Source organism: Chryseobacterium sp. VAUSW3 (assembly GCF_002205795.1).
In the GTDB taxonomy this organism is placed as follows: Bacteria; Bacteroidota; Bacteroidia; order Flavobacteriales; family Weeksellaceae; genus Kaistella; species Kaistella yananensis.
In genome coordinates, this window is sequence record NZ_NIUY01000002.1 from 208,540 (window position 1) to 225,014 (window position 16,475).

15 protein-coding genes are annotated in these 16,475 nt (G+C 39.0%); 7 read left to right on the plus strand and 8 right to left on the minus strand.

Annotated elements, in window-relative coordinates:
- Nucleotides 1-51: 51 nt before the first annotated feature.
- Nucleotides 52-2,454, plus strand: coding sequence for a phenylalanine--tRNA ligase subunit beta (gene pheT, locus CDW55_RS06165; RefSeq protein ID WP_088468894.1), 2,403 nt, complete (start codon nt 52-54; stop codon nt 2,452-2,454).
- 129 nt (nt 2,455-2,583) lie between these two features.
- Nucleotides 2,584-2,982, plus strand: a complete 399-nt coding sequence (locus CDW55_RS06170; protein WP_088468895.1) for an META domain-containing protein — start codon at nt 2,584-2,586, stop codon at nt 2,980-2,982.
- A gap of 60 nt (nt 2,983-3,042) precedes the next feature.
- Here the strand turns inward: CDW55_RS06170 and CDW55_RS06175 are convergent, their stop codons facing one another.
- The 7 genes from CDW55_RS06175 to CDW55_RS06205 are packed head-to-tail and all read right to left on the minus strand — an operon-like array spanning nt 3,043 to nt 9,101.
- Nucleotides 3,043-3,285, minus strand: coding sequence for a hypothetical protein (locus tag CDW55_RS06175; protein ID WP_088468896.1), 243 nt, complete (start codon nt 3,283-3,285; stop codon nt 3,043-3,045).
- A gap of 34 nt (nt 3,286-3,319) precedes the next feature.
- Nucleotides 3,320-4,642, minus strand: a complete 1,323-nt coding sequence (locus CDW55_RS06180) for a hypothetical protein (protein WP_088468897.1) — start codon at nt 4,640-4,642, stop codon at nt 3,320-3,322.
- 27 nt (nt 4,643-4,669) lie between these two features.
- A complete protein-coding gene (locus CDW55_RS06185; protein ID WP_088468898.1) occupies nt 4,670-5,560 on the minus strand; it encodes a 3-hydroxybutyryl-CoA dehydrogenase in 891 nt (296 codons plus the stop codon).
- A 36-nt stretch (nt 5,561-5,596) separates the two neighbouring features.
- On the minus strand, nt 5,597-6,415 hold the full coding sequence (locus CDW55_RS06190) for a M23 family metallopeptidase (protein WP_088468899.1): 819 nt from the start codon (nt 6,413-6,415) through the stop codon (nt 5,597-5,599).
- Entirely contained in the window at nt 6,415-7,299 is an 885-nt protein-coding gene (gene bla / locus CDW55_RS06195) for a class A beta-lactamase, subclass A2 (RefSeq protein ID WP_088468900.1), read from the minus strand. The genes CDW55_RS06190 and bla overlap by 1 nt, the downstream gene beginning before the upstream one ends.
- 3 nt (nt 7,300-7,302) lie before the next feature.
- Complete coding sequence (locus CDW55_RS06200) at nt 7,303-8,121, minus strand: M23 family metallopeptidase (RefSeq protein WP_143332929.1); 819 nt, start codon at nt 8,119-8,121, stop codon at nt 7,303-7,305.
- A 17-nt stretch (nt 8,122-8,138) separates the two neighbouring features.
- Nucleotides 8,139-9,101 (minus strand): Gfo/Idh/MocA family protein, encoded by a 963-nt coding sequence (locus CDW55_RS06205; protein WP_088468902.1) that lies wholly within the window; start codon nt 9,099-9,101, stop codon nt 8,139-8,141.
- A 91-nt stretch (nt 9,102-9,192) separates the two neighbouring features.
- Between CDW55_RS06205 and CDW55_RS06210 the strand changes: the two genes are divergently transcribed.
- The 5 genes from CDW55_RS06210 to CDW55_RS06230 all read left to right on the plus strand — a co-directional run bounded on the left by CDW55_RS06210 (nt 9,193) and on the right by CDW55_RS06230 (nt 15,695).
- On the plus strand, nt 9,193-9,843 hold the full coding sequence (locus tag CDW55_RS06210; protein WP_088468903.1) for a protein-L-isoaspartate(D-aspartate) O-methyltransferase: 651 nt from the start codon (nt 9,193-9,195) through the stop codon (nt 9,841-9,843).
- A gap of 149 nt (nt 9,844-9,992) precedes the next feature.
- Nucleotides 9,993-13,256, plus strand: a complete 3,264-nt coding sequence (gene ccsB / locus CDW55_RS06215; protein WP_088468904.1) for a c-type cytochrome biogenesis protein CcsB — start codon at nt 9,993-9,995, stop codon at nt 13,254-13,256.
- Between the two features lie 173 nt (nt 13,257-13,429).
- On the plus strand, nt 13,430-14,347 hold the full coding sequence (locus tag CDW55_RS06220) for a ribonuclease Z (protein WP_088468905.1): 918 nt from the start codon (nt 13,430-13,432) through the stop codon (nt 14,345-14,347).
- A 1-nt stretch (nt 14,348) separates the two neighbouring features.
- Nucleotides 14,349-15,113, plus strand: a complete 765-nt coding sequence (locus CDW55_RS06225; RefSeq protein WP_088468906.1) for a TIGR02757 family protein — start codon at nt 14,349-14,351, stop codon at nt 15,111-15,113.
- A 24-nt stretch (nt 15,114-15,137) separates the two neighbouring features.
- A complete protein-coding gene (locus CDW55_RS06230) occupies nt 15,138-15,695 on the plus strand; it encodes a DUF1003 domain-containing protein (RefSeq protein WP_088468907.1) in 558 nt (185 codons plus the stop codon).
- On the opposite strand, the gene rsmA is transcribed toward CDW55_RS06230, so the two are convergent.
- Nucleotides 15,692-16,459, minus strand: coding sequence for a 16S rRNA (adenine(1518)-N(6)/adenine(1519)-N(6))-dimethyltransferase RsmA (rsmA, locus tag CDW55_RS06235; RefSeq protein WP_088469525.1), 768 nt, complete (start codon nt 16,457-16,459; stop codon nt 15,692-15,694). The two genes, CDW55_RS06230 and rsmA, sit on opposite strands and share 4 nt — an antisense overlap.
- Nucleotides 16,460-16,475 lie beyond the last annotated feature (16 nt).

A 16,475-nucleotide genomic window follows, 5' to 3' on the forward strand; every position in this document is an offset into this window, starting at 1 on the left:
GCAAACTTATTGGGGGATAAATTCAATCCCTGAATTTCAAATTATTACCGCATGAAAATTTCGAATAACTGGCTCAAAGATTATATTAAAACCGATTTAAAAACCGATAAAATTGGAGAATATCTTACCGATATCGGACTGGAAGTAGAAGGGATAGAAAAATATGAAGCCGTAAAAGGCAGTCTTGCCGGAATTGTCGTGGGTAAAGTTCTTACCTGCGAGCAACATCCTAATGCTGATAAACTAAAAAAAACTACCGTTGATGTTGGAAGCGGAAAAATTCTGACCATTGTTTGTGGTGCACCAAATGTTGCTGCCGGACAGACCGTTCCGGTTGCCGTGGTAGGAACGCCAATATATACAAAAGATGGTAATTCCTTTGAAATAAAAGAAGCAAAAATCCGCGGAGAAGTTTCTCAGGGAATGATTTGCGCCGAAGACGAACTTGGTCTGAGCGATGATCATGGCGGAATTATGATCCTCGATGAAACAAAATACGAAGTAGGGAAGAACTTTGCAGATTACTTTGATCTTGCTACGGACGAAGTTTATGAAATCGGTTTAACGCCAAACAGAACCGATGCAATGTCGCACTACGGAGTTGCAAGAGATTTAAATGCTTTTCTGACTTCAAATCAAATGAAAGCTGATTTCGAGAAAGTAACCTCAAAACCATTGGATATTGAAGGAAGTACAGATTTTCAGCTTGAAGTTGAGGATTCGGCATTATGTCCGAGGTATATTGGCGCAGTAATCGAAAATGTACAAGTTGCCGACTCGCCGCAGTGGTTACAACACCGCCTTAAAGCGATAGGGTTAAGTCCAATTAATAATATTGTTGATATTACGAATTACATTCTCCACGGTTTCGGCCAGCCACTGCACGCCTTTGATGCCGGTAAAATTACCGGTAAAAAAGTGAAGGTTGGAGTAAATCCTGAAGGAACCAAATTCACCACTTTAGACGGTGTAGAAAGAACTTTGAACGGTTCCGAAATCATGATTAAAGACGGCGAAAACAACCCGATGTGCATTGCGGGAGTTTTTGGCGGCCAGAATTCGGGAGTTTCTGAGAAGACCACCACAATATTTTTGGAAAGTGCATATTTTAATCCGGTTGCGGTTAGGAAAGGCGCCAAATTCCATGGTCTTAATACCGACGCTTCCTTCCGTTTCGAGCGTGGGGTAGATCCTAACAGTACCAGAACTGCAATTACGCACGCCATTAAAATGATCGAGGAGATTGCCGGTGGGAAAATGACCGGTGGACTTTTGGAACATTATCCGGAAAAAATACAGAATAATTATGTAATTCTAAGATTTTCCAAAGTTGACCAGATTTTGGGAACCATCATGCACCGTGAAAAAATCAAGGAAATTTTGAAATCGCTTGATATTGAAATTTTAAATGAAATTCAAAACGGTCTGGAGATTTCCGTTCCTGCTTACAGAGCTGATGTTACAAGAGAAATTGATGTGATTGAAGAGATTCTGAGAATCTACGGTTATAATAAAATCGATTCTCCGCAGAAGATCTCTTTTACGCCTGTGAAACTTAGTTTCGATGATCAGGATGCTCTGGAAAATTCCTGGGCGAGAACTTTACAGAGTAACGGCTTCAACGAAGTAATGAACAATTCGCTTACTTCTGTTAAAGACGAGACCGATGCAGTAAAACTCCTCAATCCACTGAGCGGTGATTTGGCGTTTATGAGGAAATCATTATTGGAAGGACTTCTGGAGAATGCCGACTATAACATCAAAAGAAAAAACCAGGACATCAAATTCTTTGAACTGGGCAAGATTTATCATAAAAAAGAAAAATACGAGGAAAGAAAGCAGCTGGCAATATTGGTTTCGGGAAGAAATTCCGCCGAAAACTGGTTGCAGCCAAAATCTGCTACAGATTTCTATTATCTTAAATCTTACGTAAAAATTCTTTTTGATAAACTGAATCTTGATATCGAAGAGAAACCTTTGGAAGATTCGCGATTTTCTGATGCGCTGGAACTGGCTTCAAACGGCAGAATTCTTGCCAGAGTAGGCAAAGTTTCTCCGGAATTGCTGAAAGATGCCGACATCAGTCAGGAGTGTTTTTACGCAGAAATAGAGTTGGAGACTTGCCAGGAACTTCGTTCGAAAGGCAATCTGAAATTTGTAGACATTCCAAAATTCAATAAAATAAGAAGAGATTTAGCGTTGCTGATTGATAAAGAAATATCTTACGCTGAACTGTACAAAGCAGCGAAGAAAAATCCATCGAAATATCTGAAAAACATCAATCTTTTTGATGTGTATGAAGGTAAAAATCTTCCGGAAAACAAGAAATCTTATGCGATGAGTTTCGAACTTTTAAATGAAGAAAAAACTTTGGAAGAGAAAGAGATTACAGAAGTGATGAATTCGCTAATCAAGACTTTCCAGAAACAATTCTCAGCAGAATTAAGATCTTAAAAAATTATTAAAACAGTACAAAAGCATCTCGTTTGTAGATGCTTTTTTTATGCTTCAGAAACAATAATTCTTCTTTATAGAGGTTAAATAAATATTATTTACTTAAATTTGATAAAATAAATAAAGAAGATGAAGCATGTTTTTTTAGCAATATTTGCTGCTGCAATAATGGGTTCCTGCTCTACAATGTCGAGTTCGAAGGTTGGGAGTTCGCAGGTAAATATTGCGAATACGAAATGGACTTTGGCGGAGCAGGTAAAAGGCAAAACTCCAACCCTGAATGTAGAATCAAATAAAATTACGGGAAACGGCGGCTGCAACAGCTATTTCGGAGAACTTTCACTGGATCCAACTGCAGGAAATTTCGTGGTGAGAAATGTAGGAGCTACCAAAATGGCCTGCCAGAATATGGAAGTTGAAGATAATTATTTCCGGATGCTGAATGAAGCTACAAAGTATGTTGTGAACGGCAATACGCTGGAACTTTATAAGGGAGATCTTCTTCTGATGAAGTTCAATAAACAGTAAATTAATTTCGAAAGACAATAAAAAAAGGAACTCAAATCGGGTTCCTTTTTTATTTCTTATTTATTCTTCGTCTTCTTCTTCATCGTATTTTGCGAGTTCTTCATCGCACCATTTGAAGGCCGCTTCTACAACTTTGGTAGCTTCATCTGCCATTGTTTCCTCATCGTCACCTTCCAAATCATCCAACCATTCAACTTCTTCCTCTTCTACATTCAGGATAAATCTTGGATATTCTGTATGAACAACAAATAAATCTTCAGGAAAATCTGAATTGTCGGCTAATAAAAATTTTGGTACTTTCATAATAATTAATTTAACTACTCAAAAATAGTAAAAATTATTGGAACTGGTTGGTATCGATCTTTATTTTTTGTAAAACTTTATATTGGGTTAACGTGTTCTTTTTCAAGGTATCTTCTGCCTTGAAAGTTACATTAACTCTTGGGTTTACGGTGCTTATGAGTTCGGCGATCTGTATTTTATCGAGTTCCTTTTCGTTTTCCATGTAAAATTTCAACGGAATATCTTCCATCTTTTCAGATTTCAGGAATTTAGTAATTTCCCGGCGGTTTTCCAGATAATTTCCTCTCGATAACCAGGTGAAAACAAAGCCGGTCATTAAACTTAAAATCGTAATTCCGTAGGTGAATTTGCCCAAAACTGAATAGATTTTTCTGAAATAAACAAGCCAGATCGGAAATGAAAACGGCGCCATAAGCCGGTAATCAATCGCATTCACCGAATAAAAATACTGCACGAAGTAAGAGCAGATAATTCCGCTAACTCCTATAAATACAAGAAACTTTTCGGTCTCGGATAATTTGTTTTTAATGAAAAGTAAACTCAGCAGCAGAATATTAAGCAAACCAATTCCATAAATCCCGTAGTTAATGATTCCGCCGGCCGGATTGGCAATATGGATAAAGGGATTGAAGGTTGTTGTCATTCCCTCGAAAAGTTCTACCAAAAGCTTTGAAGTGGGATGCAGTCCGATATTCAAAAACTGTTCAACGTACGTTTCATTAAAATAATCGATGAATAGGAATTTATACAGCACTACGAAAGTAAGTCCGGTAAGCCCTGAGAAAATAAAGGTTTTGCCGTAATGCTTTCTGAAATTTAAAAGACCGTACAGCAGAACTCCACCGATGATGAACAGCGCCGGATAACGGATATTGTACAGAAGAATAAGCATTAAACTGAGATAAACAAATGCTTTTGCGCCCTTAATCTGTCCAATGATAATTTGTCTCGCCACATAAAGAAATACAAAAACAAAAGGCAGCATCAGCGATTCGCTCATTGTGTACGAAAAAATAGAAACAAAACTGAAAAGTCCGCCAACCAGAATGGTTTCTTTTAGGTAAAATTTCTTTTTCCAGGCGAAGTAAACAATAAAAAAATAGGCCAGAATTCCGATGATTTTGCTCGCCCAGAATTCATCAAATCCGAAGAACGTGAAGAGTTTTAAACTCAGCGGATAACCCATTGGTGTCGTGGTATTATCAATAACGGGAAACACCTTGGAAGTCCGCATAAAACGGATGGAATCAGGATTGGTGCGGCCTTTTTCATTCAGCAGAAAACGAAGAATGGTCATCACAACAGTTGCGATGACCAAAAAAATTTGTATCCGGTTTTCGAGTAATTTTCTCCGCATTTATCTTGTTTTTAATGCATCAAAAATTTACTTAGAAAACATTTTCGATACTTTTTCAGCTTTTTTAGTTTCGGAATAGTCATAGAATCCTTCGCCGGATTTTACACCTAATTTACCTGCGGTTACCATATTTAGTAAGAGTGGATTGGGAGCGTATTTTGGATTTTTAAAACCGTCGTACATCACATTCAGAATCGCAAGGCAAACATCAAGACCAATGAAATCTGCCAGCTGCAGCGGTCCCATCGGGTGCGCCATTCCCAGTTTCATTACCGTATCAATTTCTTCAACGCCGGCAACGCCGTTGTATAAAGTCTCAATGGATTCGTTAATCATCGGCATCAGAATTCTGTTCGCCACAAAACCCGGATAATCGTTTACTTCAACCGGAACTTTCCCTAAAGTTTTGCTCATCTCATAAACTGCATCGAAAGTTTCTTTAGAAGTCGAGTAGCCTTTGATGATTTCCACGAGTTTCATAATCGGAACGGGATTCATAAAATGCATACCGATTACTTTTTCCGGTCTTTGGGTAACCGAAGCAATTTTTGTGATTGAAATTGACGAAGTATTGGTTGCCAGGATGCATTTTTCAGGTGCCAGTTCATCCATCTGACGGAAAATTTTCAGTTTCAGATCGATATTTTCTGTCGCCGCTTCCACAATCAGGTCTGCATGTTTTGCGGCATCTTCAAGTTGAGTGAATGTGGATATGTTATTTAAAGTTTCGTTTTTCTGCTCTTCGGTCAGGTTGCCTTTCGCAACAATTCTGTCGAGATTGGTAGTGATGGTTTTCAATCCTTTTTCCAGTGCTTCAGCTGAAACATCAACGAGGTTTACAGTGAATCCTGTTTGTGCAAAAGTGTGTGCGATTCCGTTGCCCATTGTTCCGGCGCCGATAACTACGATATTCTTCATAAAAATTTATTTTTTTTAGGTCTTAAATCCTGCTTATTAATCGTTTCTGGTATAAGTTTTTCCTTCCTCCAGCAGAATTCCTTCGCCCTGGGAAGTTTTAAATTTTGTCTTGATAAATGTTCTGGAGCCATCAATTCTGTTGATGAAAACGCCAAAATGCAAATGCGGGCCACTTGAAAAGCCTGTATTACCGCTGTAACCGATAAGCTGACCTTTTTTTATTTCGTCACCTTTTTTTACGGCAACACCTTTGTATTTAAGATGCGCGTAATCGGCAAAAGTACCGTCGCTGTGCATGATCAAAACTTTATTATTGAATTTTGCACAGGAAATCGTAGGACAACCGTGGTGGTTAGAATCTTCGGTGAGAACAACAGTTCCTTCTCGGGCAGCGTAAACAGGGTCTCCTATTTTTAGATCAAAATCCAGCGCGGCATCTTTCTGGTGCGAAAATTTTCCGTAATAGCCCTGGAATATCAAATGTGTTTTTCCTTTCGCAAAGGGCAGGACATACAGATAATCTTCATCAAAATCTTCCTGAATCGCATTCCCGAAATTAAAAGTAGTGGTATATGAGAACTGGTTGCCTTCGCCGGGATTTACAGGCGTAATTTTTGCCACGAAAAATCTTTTCGTATTGGCTGGAACTACGATAATTTTGTCGTTTGCAAGTGAGCTTTTAAGATTAGTCATTTTGAAACTGAACTTTACCGACATAGGCATAACTTCGCTGTTATCAGCGTAAATTACATATTCGCTGCCGACAAGTTCGTTATAGAATTTAAGGTCCCATTTTTTCTGCGACAAAACTAAAACAGAAAAGAAAAACAGGAATAGTGCGAAAATCTTCTTCATCAAAAGTATTTTTTGCTAAAATAATCAAAAACTATTTTAGAAATATCTGCAATCATTTTAGTGTTTGTGGCTTCGCTTTCCATGGAATCGGAAACAAAAATGCTGATGGCGTAATGCCTTCCATCCGGAAGTGTTACAATACCGATGTCGTTTTCAGCGATCGTTAAACCGTTTTCGTTTTTTCCCGAAGAACCGGTTTTGTGGGCAACAGGAATGTTTTCAGGAAGTTGTGCAACGATTTTATTTCTTCCTGTGGAAGTTCCCAGCATCGTGGTCATGAGAAAGTCCGTGGAAGTTTTCGAAACAATCTTTTTATTGAAAAAATCTTGCAGCAATTGATTTGCGGAATTGGTCGTTGTGACATTCAGGTACATAAATTCAAAACTTTTGTGCATCTGTTCTTCATCAGCTTTAATGGTGAAGTTTTTGATGCCTTTACTGCTGATGAATTTCTGAACGGTTTCTGTGCCGCCGATTAACCTCAGTAAGATATCACAACCATTGTTGTCGCTTTCTGCAACGGTATATTTAATGAGTTCGCGTAGAGGTATTTCGATATTTCCCTCCGGAAATCTTTCCCGGATCGGGCTCCAGGTATTTTCTAAAAGATCTGATTTTTTTATGAAAATTTTCTGGTCAAGATCGAGTTTCCCGCGATCAACTTCATTTAAAACCGCCAAAGCAATGTGGAATTTAAAGACACTGAGCATCGGAAGTTTGGCGTTTCCTCTGATGTGCACCGATTTATTATTCTCAAAATCGAGCACCGAGACAGCTACTGTAGCGTTTTTTCCTTTGGTAATCTGGAGAATTTCCTTTTTTAAATTTTGTGAGAAACAAAACCCCGAAAATAAGATTATGATGAGTAAAAGATATTTCCTCATGGTTTATAGGTTGGTATAAGTATGTTTTTCCGAAAGGTAAACAGGCGTACTGCTTTCAGCTACTTTAAATTTGGTTTTTAAATACTTTCGGGTACCGTCAATATTATTTATATATACGGAAAAATGAAGGTGTGGACCTTTAGACCATCCTGTGTTACCACTGTAACCAATAAGCTGACCGGTTGCTACATCTTCCCCAGATTTAACGACGGATCCGCAGTACTTTAAATGTACATATTCTGCTAACGTTCCATCATCATGAAGGATCACAATTCTGTTGTTATATTTTGCACATTCTTTGGTCTGGCAGTTTTTAGAATTACCTGTAATTACCGATACTACTTTACCTCCTCGGGCTGCGTTCACCTTTTCACCCTCTTTTAAACTGAAATCGAGTGAAAATGAGTTATGATGGGAAAAAGAACCGTTGTAGCCTTGGTATATCTGATGCTTTTTGTTTTTTTCAAACGGAAGAGAATAAACAAAATCGTGCTTAACCGCAGTTGTATTTACATCACCAAGTACAAAATAAACATCATAATTAAATTTTGTACCCATGTTGGGATCTATTGGTTTTAACTCGGTTATCTGATGTCTTTTTTTGGCTGCAGGAATTATCAGAAGGCTTTTATCTGCTAGGGAAGAGCTCATGTTTTCCGAGGTAAAAGTGTACTCGACTGAAACCGGAGCAAACTCTTCATTATCGGCGTACAGGTAGTAGGTTTTCCCTATGTTTTCCCTATAAATTTTTAAATTAATGGAGTCCTGTGCAAAAGATGTTGTATAAAAAACAGCCAATAGGATAAAGAATATTTTCCTCATTTTTCTCAATTTCAAGGTTATGAAATCAATTTTACAATTTCCAGTGCGACTTTCAGAGCTTCAGTACCGTCTTCCAGGGAAACTTCTACATTTTTATTTTCAGTAATGGCGTTAGCAAAACTTTCGAGCTCGTCTAAAATAGCGTTATTGGCCTGGATGTTTGGATACTCAAAAATAATCTGGTTTTTTTCACCTTCAGCATTTTCAATGATCATATCGAAATCAGTAGGATTTTCGGGCGCTTCTTTCATGCGGATAACCTCCGCTTTTTTCTCGAGAAAATCTACAGAAATATAAGCGTCTTTCTGGAAAAATCTGGACTTGCGCATCGATTTCATTGAAATTCTGGAAGTCGTTAAATTTGCTACACAGCCGTTTTCGAACTCAATCCTTGCATTGCAGATATCCGGGGATTTCGATACTACAGCAACACCGGAGGCATGAATATTTTTAACCTTAGATTTTACGATAGAAAGTAGAATATCCAAATCATGAATCATTAAATCCAGCACAACGGAAACATCAGTGCCGCGCGGATTGAACTCCGCCAAACGGTGGATTTCGATAAACATTGGGTTGTGAATGTATTCCCGGGAGCCAATAAAAGCGGGGTTGTATCTTTCAACATGACCAACCTGAGCTTTAATGGCAAACTCGCGGCATTTGTACAAAATCTCTTCTGCCTGCTTAAGGGTTTGGGTCACGGGTTTTTCGATGAAGAAATGTTTGCGGTTTTCAATCGCTTTCATCGCGTAATCGTAATGATAGACCGTAGGAGTAACAATATCAAGCATATCGATTTCCTGAAGTAAATCTTCAAATCGCTCAAAATAACGGTAACCGAATTCTGCTTCGATTTTTCTTCCGTTTTCAGCGTCAGCGTCATGAAAACCTACGAGTTCATATTTTTCCGACTGATTTAATAATCTTAAATGAATTTTACCGAGATGTCCGGCACCCACTAAACCTGCTTTAAGCATAGAAAATAAATTTTGGTAAAGATAATAATTAGATGGCAGATATCTGAATGCGGCGTTCTGTTTTATCAAATCTATTCAGTATTTTTGTGCGATGCAGGATTCATTTTTACATAAAGGAAAACGAAAAATTTTAGTAGAATATCTCCGGGACAAAATTGGGATTAGTGATATAAACGTGTTGAAAGCGATGAACGAAGTCCCGCGGCATCTCTTTCTTGAAAGCATCTTTGAAGACTTTGCTTACCAGGACCGCGCATTTCCGATTCTTGCCCAGCAAACCATTTCTCACCCTTCCACTGTGGCTGAACAGACGGAACTTCTGGAACTTCAGGAAAAAGAAAAAGTCCTGGAAATCGGAACCGGAAGCGGTTACCAGACTGCAGTGCTGGTTGCCATGAATACCTGGGTTTATACGGTAGAGCGGCAAAAAGAACTACATGATTTTGCACAAAAGAAATTGCGTGAACTCCATTTAAGACCGAAATTTCAAAGTTTTGGTGATGGCTTTGCGGGGTTACCTACTTTTGCTCCATTTGATAAAATTTTAGTAACCTGCGGTGCCGAGATTTTACCTACCGAACTTCTGCATCAGTTAAAAGTAGGCGGAAAAATGGTAATTCCTTTAGGAAAAACCGACGAGCAGATTCTTACTAGGTTCACAAAAAAATCTGAAAAGGAATTCGAAAAAGAAGAATTCGGGGCTTACAAATTTGTCCCGATGCTTAACAGTACGAATCAATAAATCACAGTGAAAAAGACAGTAAAGTGCTGTGTTTTTGTGTGAAAAAATAATTTAACCTGACAAAAAACATATCACAGATTAGCTAGTTCAGAATTTTGAATGTATTTTTGCAGCTATTTGAACTTACATAAATCTGATAGTTTCTTAAAATGAAAAAAATCCAAAGTATTCTTATTTCTACCCGTACAATGGCGGTTCTGTTGCTGGTTTATGCCTTTGCCATGGCCTACGCGACCTTCCTCGAAAACGACTACGGCACCCCTACCGCGAAAGCGTTGATCTACGAAGCGAAATGGTTTGAAGCTGTAATGTTGCTGCTGATTCTTAACTTCATCGGGAATATTTCAAGATACCGGCTTTGGAAGAGAGAAAAATGGCCTGTTTTGGTATTTCACCTTTCATTTATTTTAATTTTCATCGGTGGTGCAATTACCAGATATATAAGCTACGAAGGAATTATGCACATTCGCGAAGGCGAAACTTCCAACGAAGTAATTACGGATAAAAATTTCTTTAAAATTCAGATCGAGGAAAAGGGTGATATTCTGAATTATCAGGATGTTCCTTATCTCATGTCGCCGCTTCACAAAAACTTCAAAGCAACTTATGATTATCACGGCAAGCAGGTTTCTGTAAAAGCGGTTGATTTTATTCAGAGAAAAAAAGACAGTTTAATTGTGGGAAATACCGGAACCGAATATCTGCATGTAGTTTCCACAGGACAGTCGGGCCGTGAAAATATTTATATTAAATCCGGCGAATCCAAATCGATCAACGGAACATTGGTGACCTTTAACCGCCCAATCGAAGGTGCGGTGGAATTTAACAATACCAGCGGAAGTTTGATGATTAAAACTCCCGTAGATGCTGAGTTTATGACTATGGCAACACAGGCAACCGGAACCACCAAAAAAGATGAATACCAGCCTTTGGTTCTCAGAAGTCTTTACACGGTGAACGATCTGAAGCTGGTTGTACCCGAAGGTTTAAAGAAAGGCAAACTTATCGCTTATGAAGGCGACCGGAAAAAAGACAAGGATGCGGCTGACCAGCTTACCGTAGAAGTTCAGGGACCCAAAACCAAACTTCTGGTAGATTTACCGGTAGAAAAGGGAAATCCCAACGCTTTTAAGCAAATTTCTTTGGATGGGATGAATATGATCCTCGGTTTTGGGCCTAAGGTATATAACACGCCATTCTCACTAAAATTAGATGATTTCGTGATGGAAACTTATCCGGGAAGTTCGTCCCCAAGTGCCTACGAAAGCCATGTTCAGATTATTGACGGTGGCAAACAGACTCCTTACAAAATTTATATGAATAACGTTTTAAATCACGGCGGATACCGATTTTTCCAGGCAAGTTTCGATCCGGACAGACAGGGAACCGTGCTTTCGGTTAACCACGATTTCTGGGGAACGCTGATTACTTATATCGGATATTTCTTCCTGTTTTTGGGTATGTTTGTGATTTTCTTCTGGAAAGGCACCCATTTCTGGAAACTCAATAAAATGCTGAAGGACGTGAACAAGAAAAGAACAGCAATGGTTGTGTTGCTTTTGCTGAGTTTAAATTTATCTGCGCAGAAAATCGATACCCACGGCACGGATGGAGCGCCTAAAACCACCCATTCCGCAAACGATGGACATAACCACGGCAGCGATGCAGATTTGCTTTTAGAAGAACCAACTCCGAAAAAACAGCAGAATTCTTTAGCGTTAAGATCTCCACGTCCTATTACCGCCGATGAAATTATTGCAAGAAACACGATCAGTAAAGAGCATGCTGATAAATTTGCCTATTTATTAGTGCAGAATTATGAAGGCCGTATTGTTCCGATGAACACACAGGCACTGGATGTTTTAAGAAAACTTTACAAAAAAGATGCATTCCGCGGGTCCGATGGGAAGTATTTAACTGCAAACCAGTGGTTCCTTTCTATCAACACCGATACTGCAAGCTGGACGATGGTTCCAATCATTAAAGTCGGTACAAAAGGTGGCGACGAACTGAAGAAAAAAACCAAAGCCAATGAAGACGGCTATACCACATTGATGTCGCTGTTTCCGGCTGATGCGCAGGGAAATCTGCATTATGTTTTAGAGCAGGATTATCAGGAAGCTTTCCGAAAAAAACCTGCTGAGCAGTCGAATTACGATAAAGAGGTAATTGCCGTTAACGACCGTGTTCAGGCATTTAACGAGTTTTTCAGCGGGCAGTTTATGCGTATTGTTCCGGTACAAAACGACCCGAACAACACTTGGCATTCATGGCTTGACCAAAATTTCGAACCGGATATGGAATCCCAGAAAGTGATGGGTCCGTATTTCTCCGAAGTGCTGGCCGCGCAAAAATCCGGAAACTGGAGTAAAGCTGATGCCGAACTTCAGAAGCTTTCACAATACCAGCAGACATGGGGTAAAAACGTAGTCCCTTCAAAATCTAAAGTTGATCTGGAGGTGTTCATGAACAAAGTGAATATCAATTTTCACTTGTTGATTTTCTATACCATAATTGGAGGTTTACTACTTGTTTTAGGATTTATTGAGTTATTCAGACCAAACAAAATCTTCAGCAAGATCATCAAAGGTCTTATTCTAATAGGTCTTGTAGGATATTTCTTCCAGTTTTTAGGTTTGGTGGCAAGATGGTATATTTCAGGACACGCACCTTGGAGTAACGGTTACGAAGCCATCATCTTCATCTCTTGGGTCGGTATTACCGCAGGTTTGATGCTTTACAGAAATTCCAACGCACTTATTCCGGCCGCTGGATTTATGGTAGCGGTAATTATGATGGGCTTTGCGCATGGCGGTTCGGCGCTTGATCCGCAGATTACGCCTTTGGTTCCTGTACTTAAATCGTACTGGCTTATTATTCACGTTGCGATTATTACAGCGAGTTATGGATTCTTCGGACTTTCCATGGTTATCGCGATTATTGTTTTGATGTTTTATATTTTTTCTAACAAGAAAGTGTACAAAATTCATAATGATACTACGATTAAAGAGCTTACGATTGTATCTGAAATGTCGCTTACCATTGGTCTTTACGCCTTAACTGTAGGTACGTTTTTAGGTGGAATATGGGCAAACGAATCCTGGGGCCGTTACTGGAGCTGGGATCCTAAAGAAACCTGGGCATTTATCTCGGTAATGGTTTACGCATTTGTACTTCACATGCGATTGGTTCCGGGGCTGCGCGGTAGATGGGCTTTCCATGTAGCAGCACTTTTCTCCATCAGTACGATTGTAATGACCTATTTTGGAGTGAATTATTACCTGAGCGGTCTGCATTCGTATGCTGCTGGTGATCCGGTTCCGGTTCCGGCCTGGGTATATATCGGTACAGCGTTTATGTTTACTCTTGCGGCGGTTTCTTATTTCCGTTTCAAGAAGATAGAAAAATCTTAGCAATAATTTTAATATCAAAATCCCGGAATTATTTCCGGGATTTTTTTATGAATTTTAAAAAAGTAAATTGTTCATAAATCCGCTGGCCATTCTGTTTTCATTTGGTGAAAAATCACCAAATAATCATTAGATTTGTACTTCTGAAATTCGAAAACTAATATCTATTCACAGTTTTGAGCACCTATCTTACTATTCTCGGCTTTAATTCGGCAATTCCTACAGTGAATTCTGCGCCTACAGCACAGTTTCTGGAAATGGAAGAACGTGCTTTTTTAATTGATTGTGGTGAAGGTACGCAGGTTCAGCTCCGCAAAGCGAAAGCGAGATTTTCCAAGATCAACCATATTTTTATTTCGCACCTTCATGGCGACCACTGTTTTGGGTTGCCCGGACTTATCGCCTCTTTCAGGCTTCTTGGAAGGGAAACACCACTGCATATTTATGGCCCAAAAGGCATAAAGGAAATGCTGGAAACCATCTTCAGAATTACCGAAACACACAAAGGTTTTGAACTTGTATATCATGAGCTTGAAAGCAAAAAATCTGTTAAAATTTTTGAAGACAGCAGGATCGAAGTCTTTACGATTCCACTCAACCACAGGATTTATTGTAACGGTTACCTTTTCCGGGAGAAAGTAAAAGAGCGGCATCTTAACATGAAGGAAATCGCAAAATATCCCGAAATCGAAACCTGCGATTACCATAATTTAAAACTCGGTAAAGATTTTATTTTAAACGACGGTTATGTTTTAAAAAATGAGGTGTTGACCACAGAACCTTCAAAATCTGTATCATACGCCTTTTGCAGCGATACAAGATATCACGAATCTATTCTGCCCATTATCGAAAATGTAGATGTACTTTATCACGAAGCTACTTTTCTGCACGAATTAAAAGATATGGCAGATTATACTGGTCATACCACAGCACTGGAAGCAGCGCGGATCGCTAGAAAAGCAAACGTTGGGAAATTAATTCTCGGCCATTTTTCCAACAGGTATCACGATTTAAATGTGTTTACCGATGAAGCGCGCGAAGTTTTCGCCAACACTTTTCTCCCCAAAGCCCTTGAGGCTGTAAAAATCGGATAAAATGACTTTTTCAGAATTAAAAGATTTTCTTGATGAAAAAGCAGATTTTTACAATGCTCCCGAATTCATAGATAATGATCCTGTCCAGATTCCGCACCGCTTTTCTCTAAAACAGGATATCGAAATTGCCGGTTTTTTAACAGCGACCATTTCGTGGGGAAACCGTAAAGCAATCATCAACGATGCAGAGAAAATGCTCGATTTTATGGAGCAAACACCTTATGATTTTATCCGAAACGTTTCTTTGAAAGAACTGCAGACCTTAGAAAACAGAAGTATTCATCGTACATTTAATGGTGAAGATTTTAAAGAATTTATTCTCAATCTTAAGAGGATTTATAACGAAAACGAAAGTCTGGAGCATCTTTTTTTAGTTGAGGAAAACGAAGGAAATTTCTACCATGCGCTTGAGCGCTTCAGAAAGAATTTTATTGGAAATGTTCAGCACCGGAGCCACAAACATGTGAGTTCAACCTATAAAAATTCTTCCGCAAAAAGGCTGATGATGTTTCTCCGTTGGATGGTAAGAAAAGACAGAAAAGGCGTGGATTTTGGCATCTGGAAAGATATTGATCCCAAAAATTTATCTGTTCCTCTGGATGTACATACCGGAAATATTTCGCGCAAACTCAACCTGATCCAGCGAAAACAAAACGACTGGAAAACGGTGGAAGAACTCGATTCGGTAGTAAGAAAATTTAATGCGGATGATCCTGCAAAGTACGATTTCGCGCTTTTTGGTTTGGGTGTTTCAAAGGATTTTTAAGTAAATTTGCTCAAAATTTATAAGATGGGCAGAAAAGAAGAACGCGAAAAGAAAATTCAGTTTCTGGAAAAAGTAACCGATGGGGTGATGTGGTGGATTGGCTCTATTCCTTCGCTTCTCGTACATTCCTTAGTTTTTCTTACTGCATTTTTGCTGCCGGTTTTTGGAATCGTAAGCGTTGATAAAATGCTGCTCGTTTTAACAACCGTTCTTTCTCTGGAAGCTATTTACCTCGCTATTTTCATTCAGATGTCGGTGAACAGAAGTCAGGAACATATTGATGATATCCGCGAAGATATTGAAGAAATTCAGGACGATATCGAAGAAATCAGCGAAGATATTGAGGAAATCAGCGAAGATATTGATGATATTCAGGAAGATATCGAGGACATCGCCGAAGAGGAAGACGATGAGGATCACAACGAACGCGCGAAAAATGTAATGCTGAAAAGCAACGTTTCTTCAAATAAAAGCGACATCAAAGCTTTAAAGGAAATGATTGCCAGTCTTCAGTTGCAGCTCGAAAGTCTAAAAAAAGAAGATGAAGCGTTAAACAATGGAGAAAAAACGCCTGAGAATTAAGCGTTTTTCCATTCGTTTGTAAATGAAATAAAATCCTGAACAGAAAGTTCTTCCGCACGTTTTTCAAGAAACGGATGATTTTGCAGCGCTTCAGGAATCTCCAGAACTTTCAGCGAATTCGAAAGTTTCTTTCTCCGCTGGTTAAACCCGGCTTTTACAATTTTTTTGAAAAGAACTTCGTTACCCGCCAAACCTTCTTTTGGATTTCTGGTAAGTTTTATAACACCGGATTTTACTTTTGGCGGCGGATTAAAAACGTTTTCGTGAACCGTGAAAAGATATTTTACATCGTAAAGCGCCTGCACCAAAACCGAGAGGATTCCGTAATCTTTCGTACGCGGAACTGCAGCCGTTCTTTCGGCAACTTCTTTCTGAAACATGCCCACCATTTCCGGAACATCATCATAGAAATCGATGATTTTAAATAAAATCTGTGAAGAAATATTGTAAGGGAAATTCCCGATAACAGCCACCTGATCCTTGAAAACGTCGGTGATATTGATTTTAAGAAAATCTCCGGTAAAATGCTGGTCTTCGAGTTTTGGGTAATGGTTTTTAAGGTAATCGATAGATTCTCGGTCGATCTCAGCAACGAAAATTTCAGCCTTTTTATCTAAAAGATATTTGGTCAGCACGCCCATTCCGGGACCTACTTCCAGTACTTTACTGTAATTTTCAAGACTTAGTGCGTCTACAATATTTTTGGCAATATTTTCGTCGGTAAGGAAATGCTGCCCGAGATGTTTCTTAGCTCTTACGCTCATAAAATCGTTATTCTTA

Bases quoted from the DNA above. Each gene is read 5' to 3' on its own strand.
- CDW55_RS06170 (WP_088468895.1), top strand. From the start codon at position 2,584: ATGAAGCATGTTTTTTTAGCAATATTTGCTGCTGCAATAATGGGTTCC.
- CDW55_RS06230 (WP_088468907.1), top strand. From the start codon at position 15,138: ATGGGCAGAAAAGAAGAACGCGAAAAGAAAATTCAGTTTCTGGAAAAA.
- ccsB (WP_088468904.1), top strand. From the start codon at position 9,993: ATGAAAAAAATCCAAAGTATTCTTATTTCTACCCGTACAATGGCGGTT.
- bla (WP_088468900.1), bottom strand. From the start codon at position 7,299: ATGAGGAAATATCTTTTACTCATCATAATCTTATTTTCGGGGTTTTGT.
- rsmA (WP_088469525.1), bottom strand. From the start codon at position 16,459: ATGAGCGTAAGAGCTAAGAAACATCTCGGGCAGCATTTCCTTACCGAC.
- pheT (WP_088468894.1), top strand. From the start codon at position 52: ATGAAAATTTCGAATAACTGGCTCAAAGATTATATTAAAACCGATTTA.
- CDW55_RS06210 (WP_088468903.1), top strand. From the start codon at position 9,193: ATGCAGGATTCATTTTTACATAAAGGAAAACGAAAAATTTTAGTAGAA.
- CDW55_RS06180 (WP_088468897.1), bottom strand. From the start codon at position 4,642: ATGCGGAGAAAATTACTCGAAAACCGGATACAAATTTTTTTGGTCATC.
- CDW55_RS06190 (WP_088468899.1), bottom strand. From the start codon at position 6,415: ATGAAGAAGATTTTCGCACTATTCCTGTTTTTCTTTTCTGTTTTAGTT.
- CDW55_RS06175 (WP_088468896.1), bottom strand. From the start codon at position 3,285: ATGAAAGTACCAAAATTTTTATTAGCCGACAATTCAGATTTTCCTGAA.
- CDW55_RS06185 (WP_088468898.1), bottom strand. From the start codon at position 5,560: ATGAAGAATATCGTAGTTATCGGCGCCGGAACAATGGGCAACGGAATC.
- CDW55_RS06225 (WP_088468906.1), top strand. From the start codon at position 14,349: ATGACTTTTTCAGAATTAAAAGATTTTCTTGATGAAAAAGCAGATTTT.
- CDW55_RS06205 (WP_088468902.1), bottom strand. From the start codon at position 9,101: ATGCTTAAAGCAGGTTTAGTGGGTGCCGGACATCTCGGTAAAATTCAT.
- CDW55_RS06200 (WP_143332929.1), bottom strand. From the start codon at position 8,121: ATGAGGAAAATATTCTTTATCCTATTGGCTGTTTTTTATACAACATCT.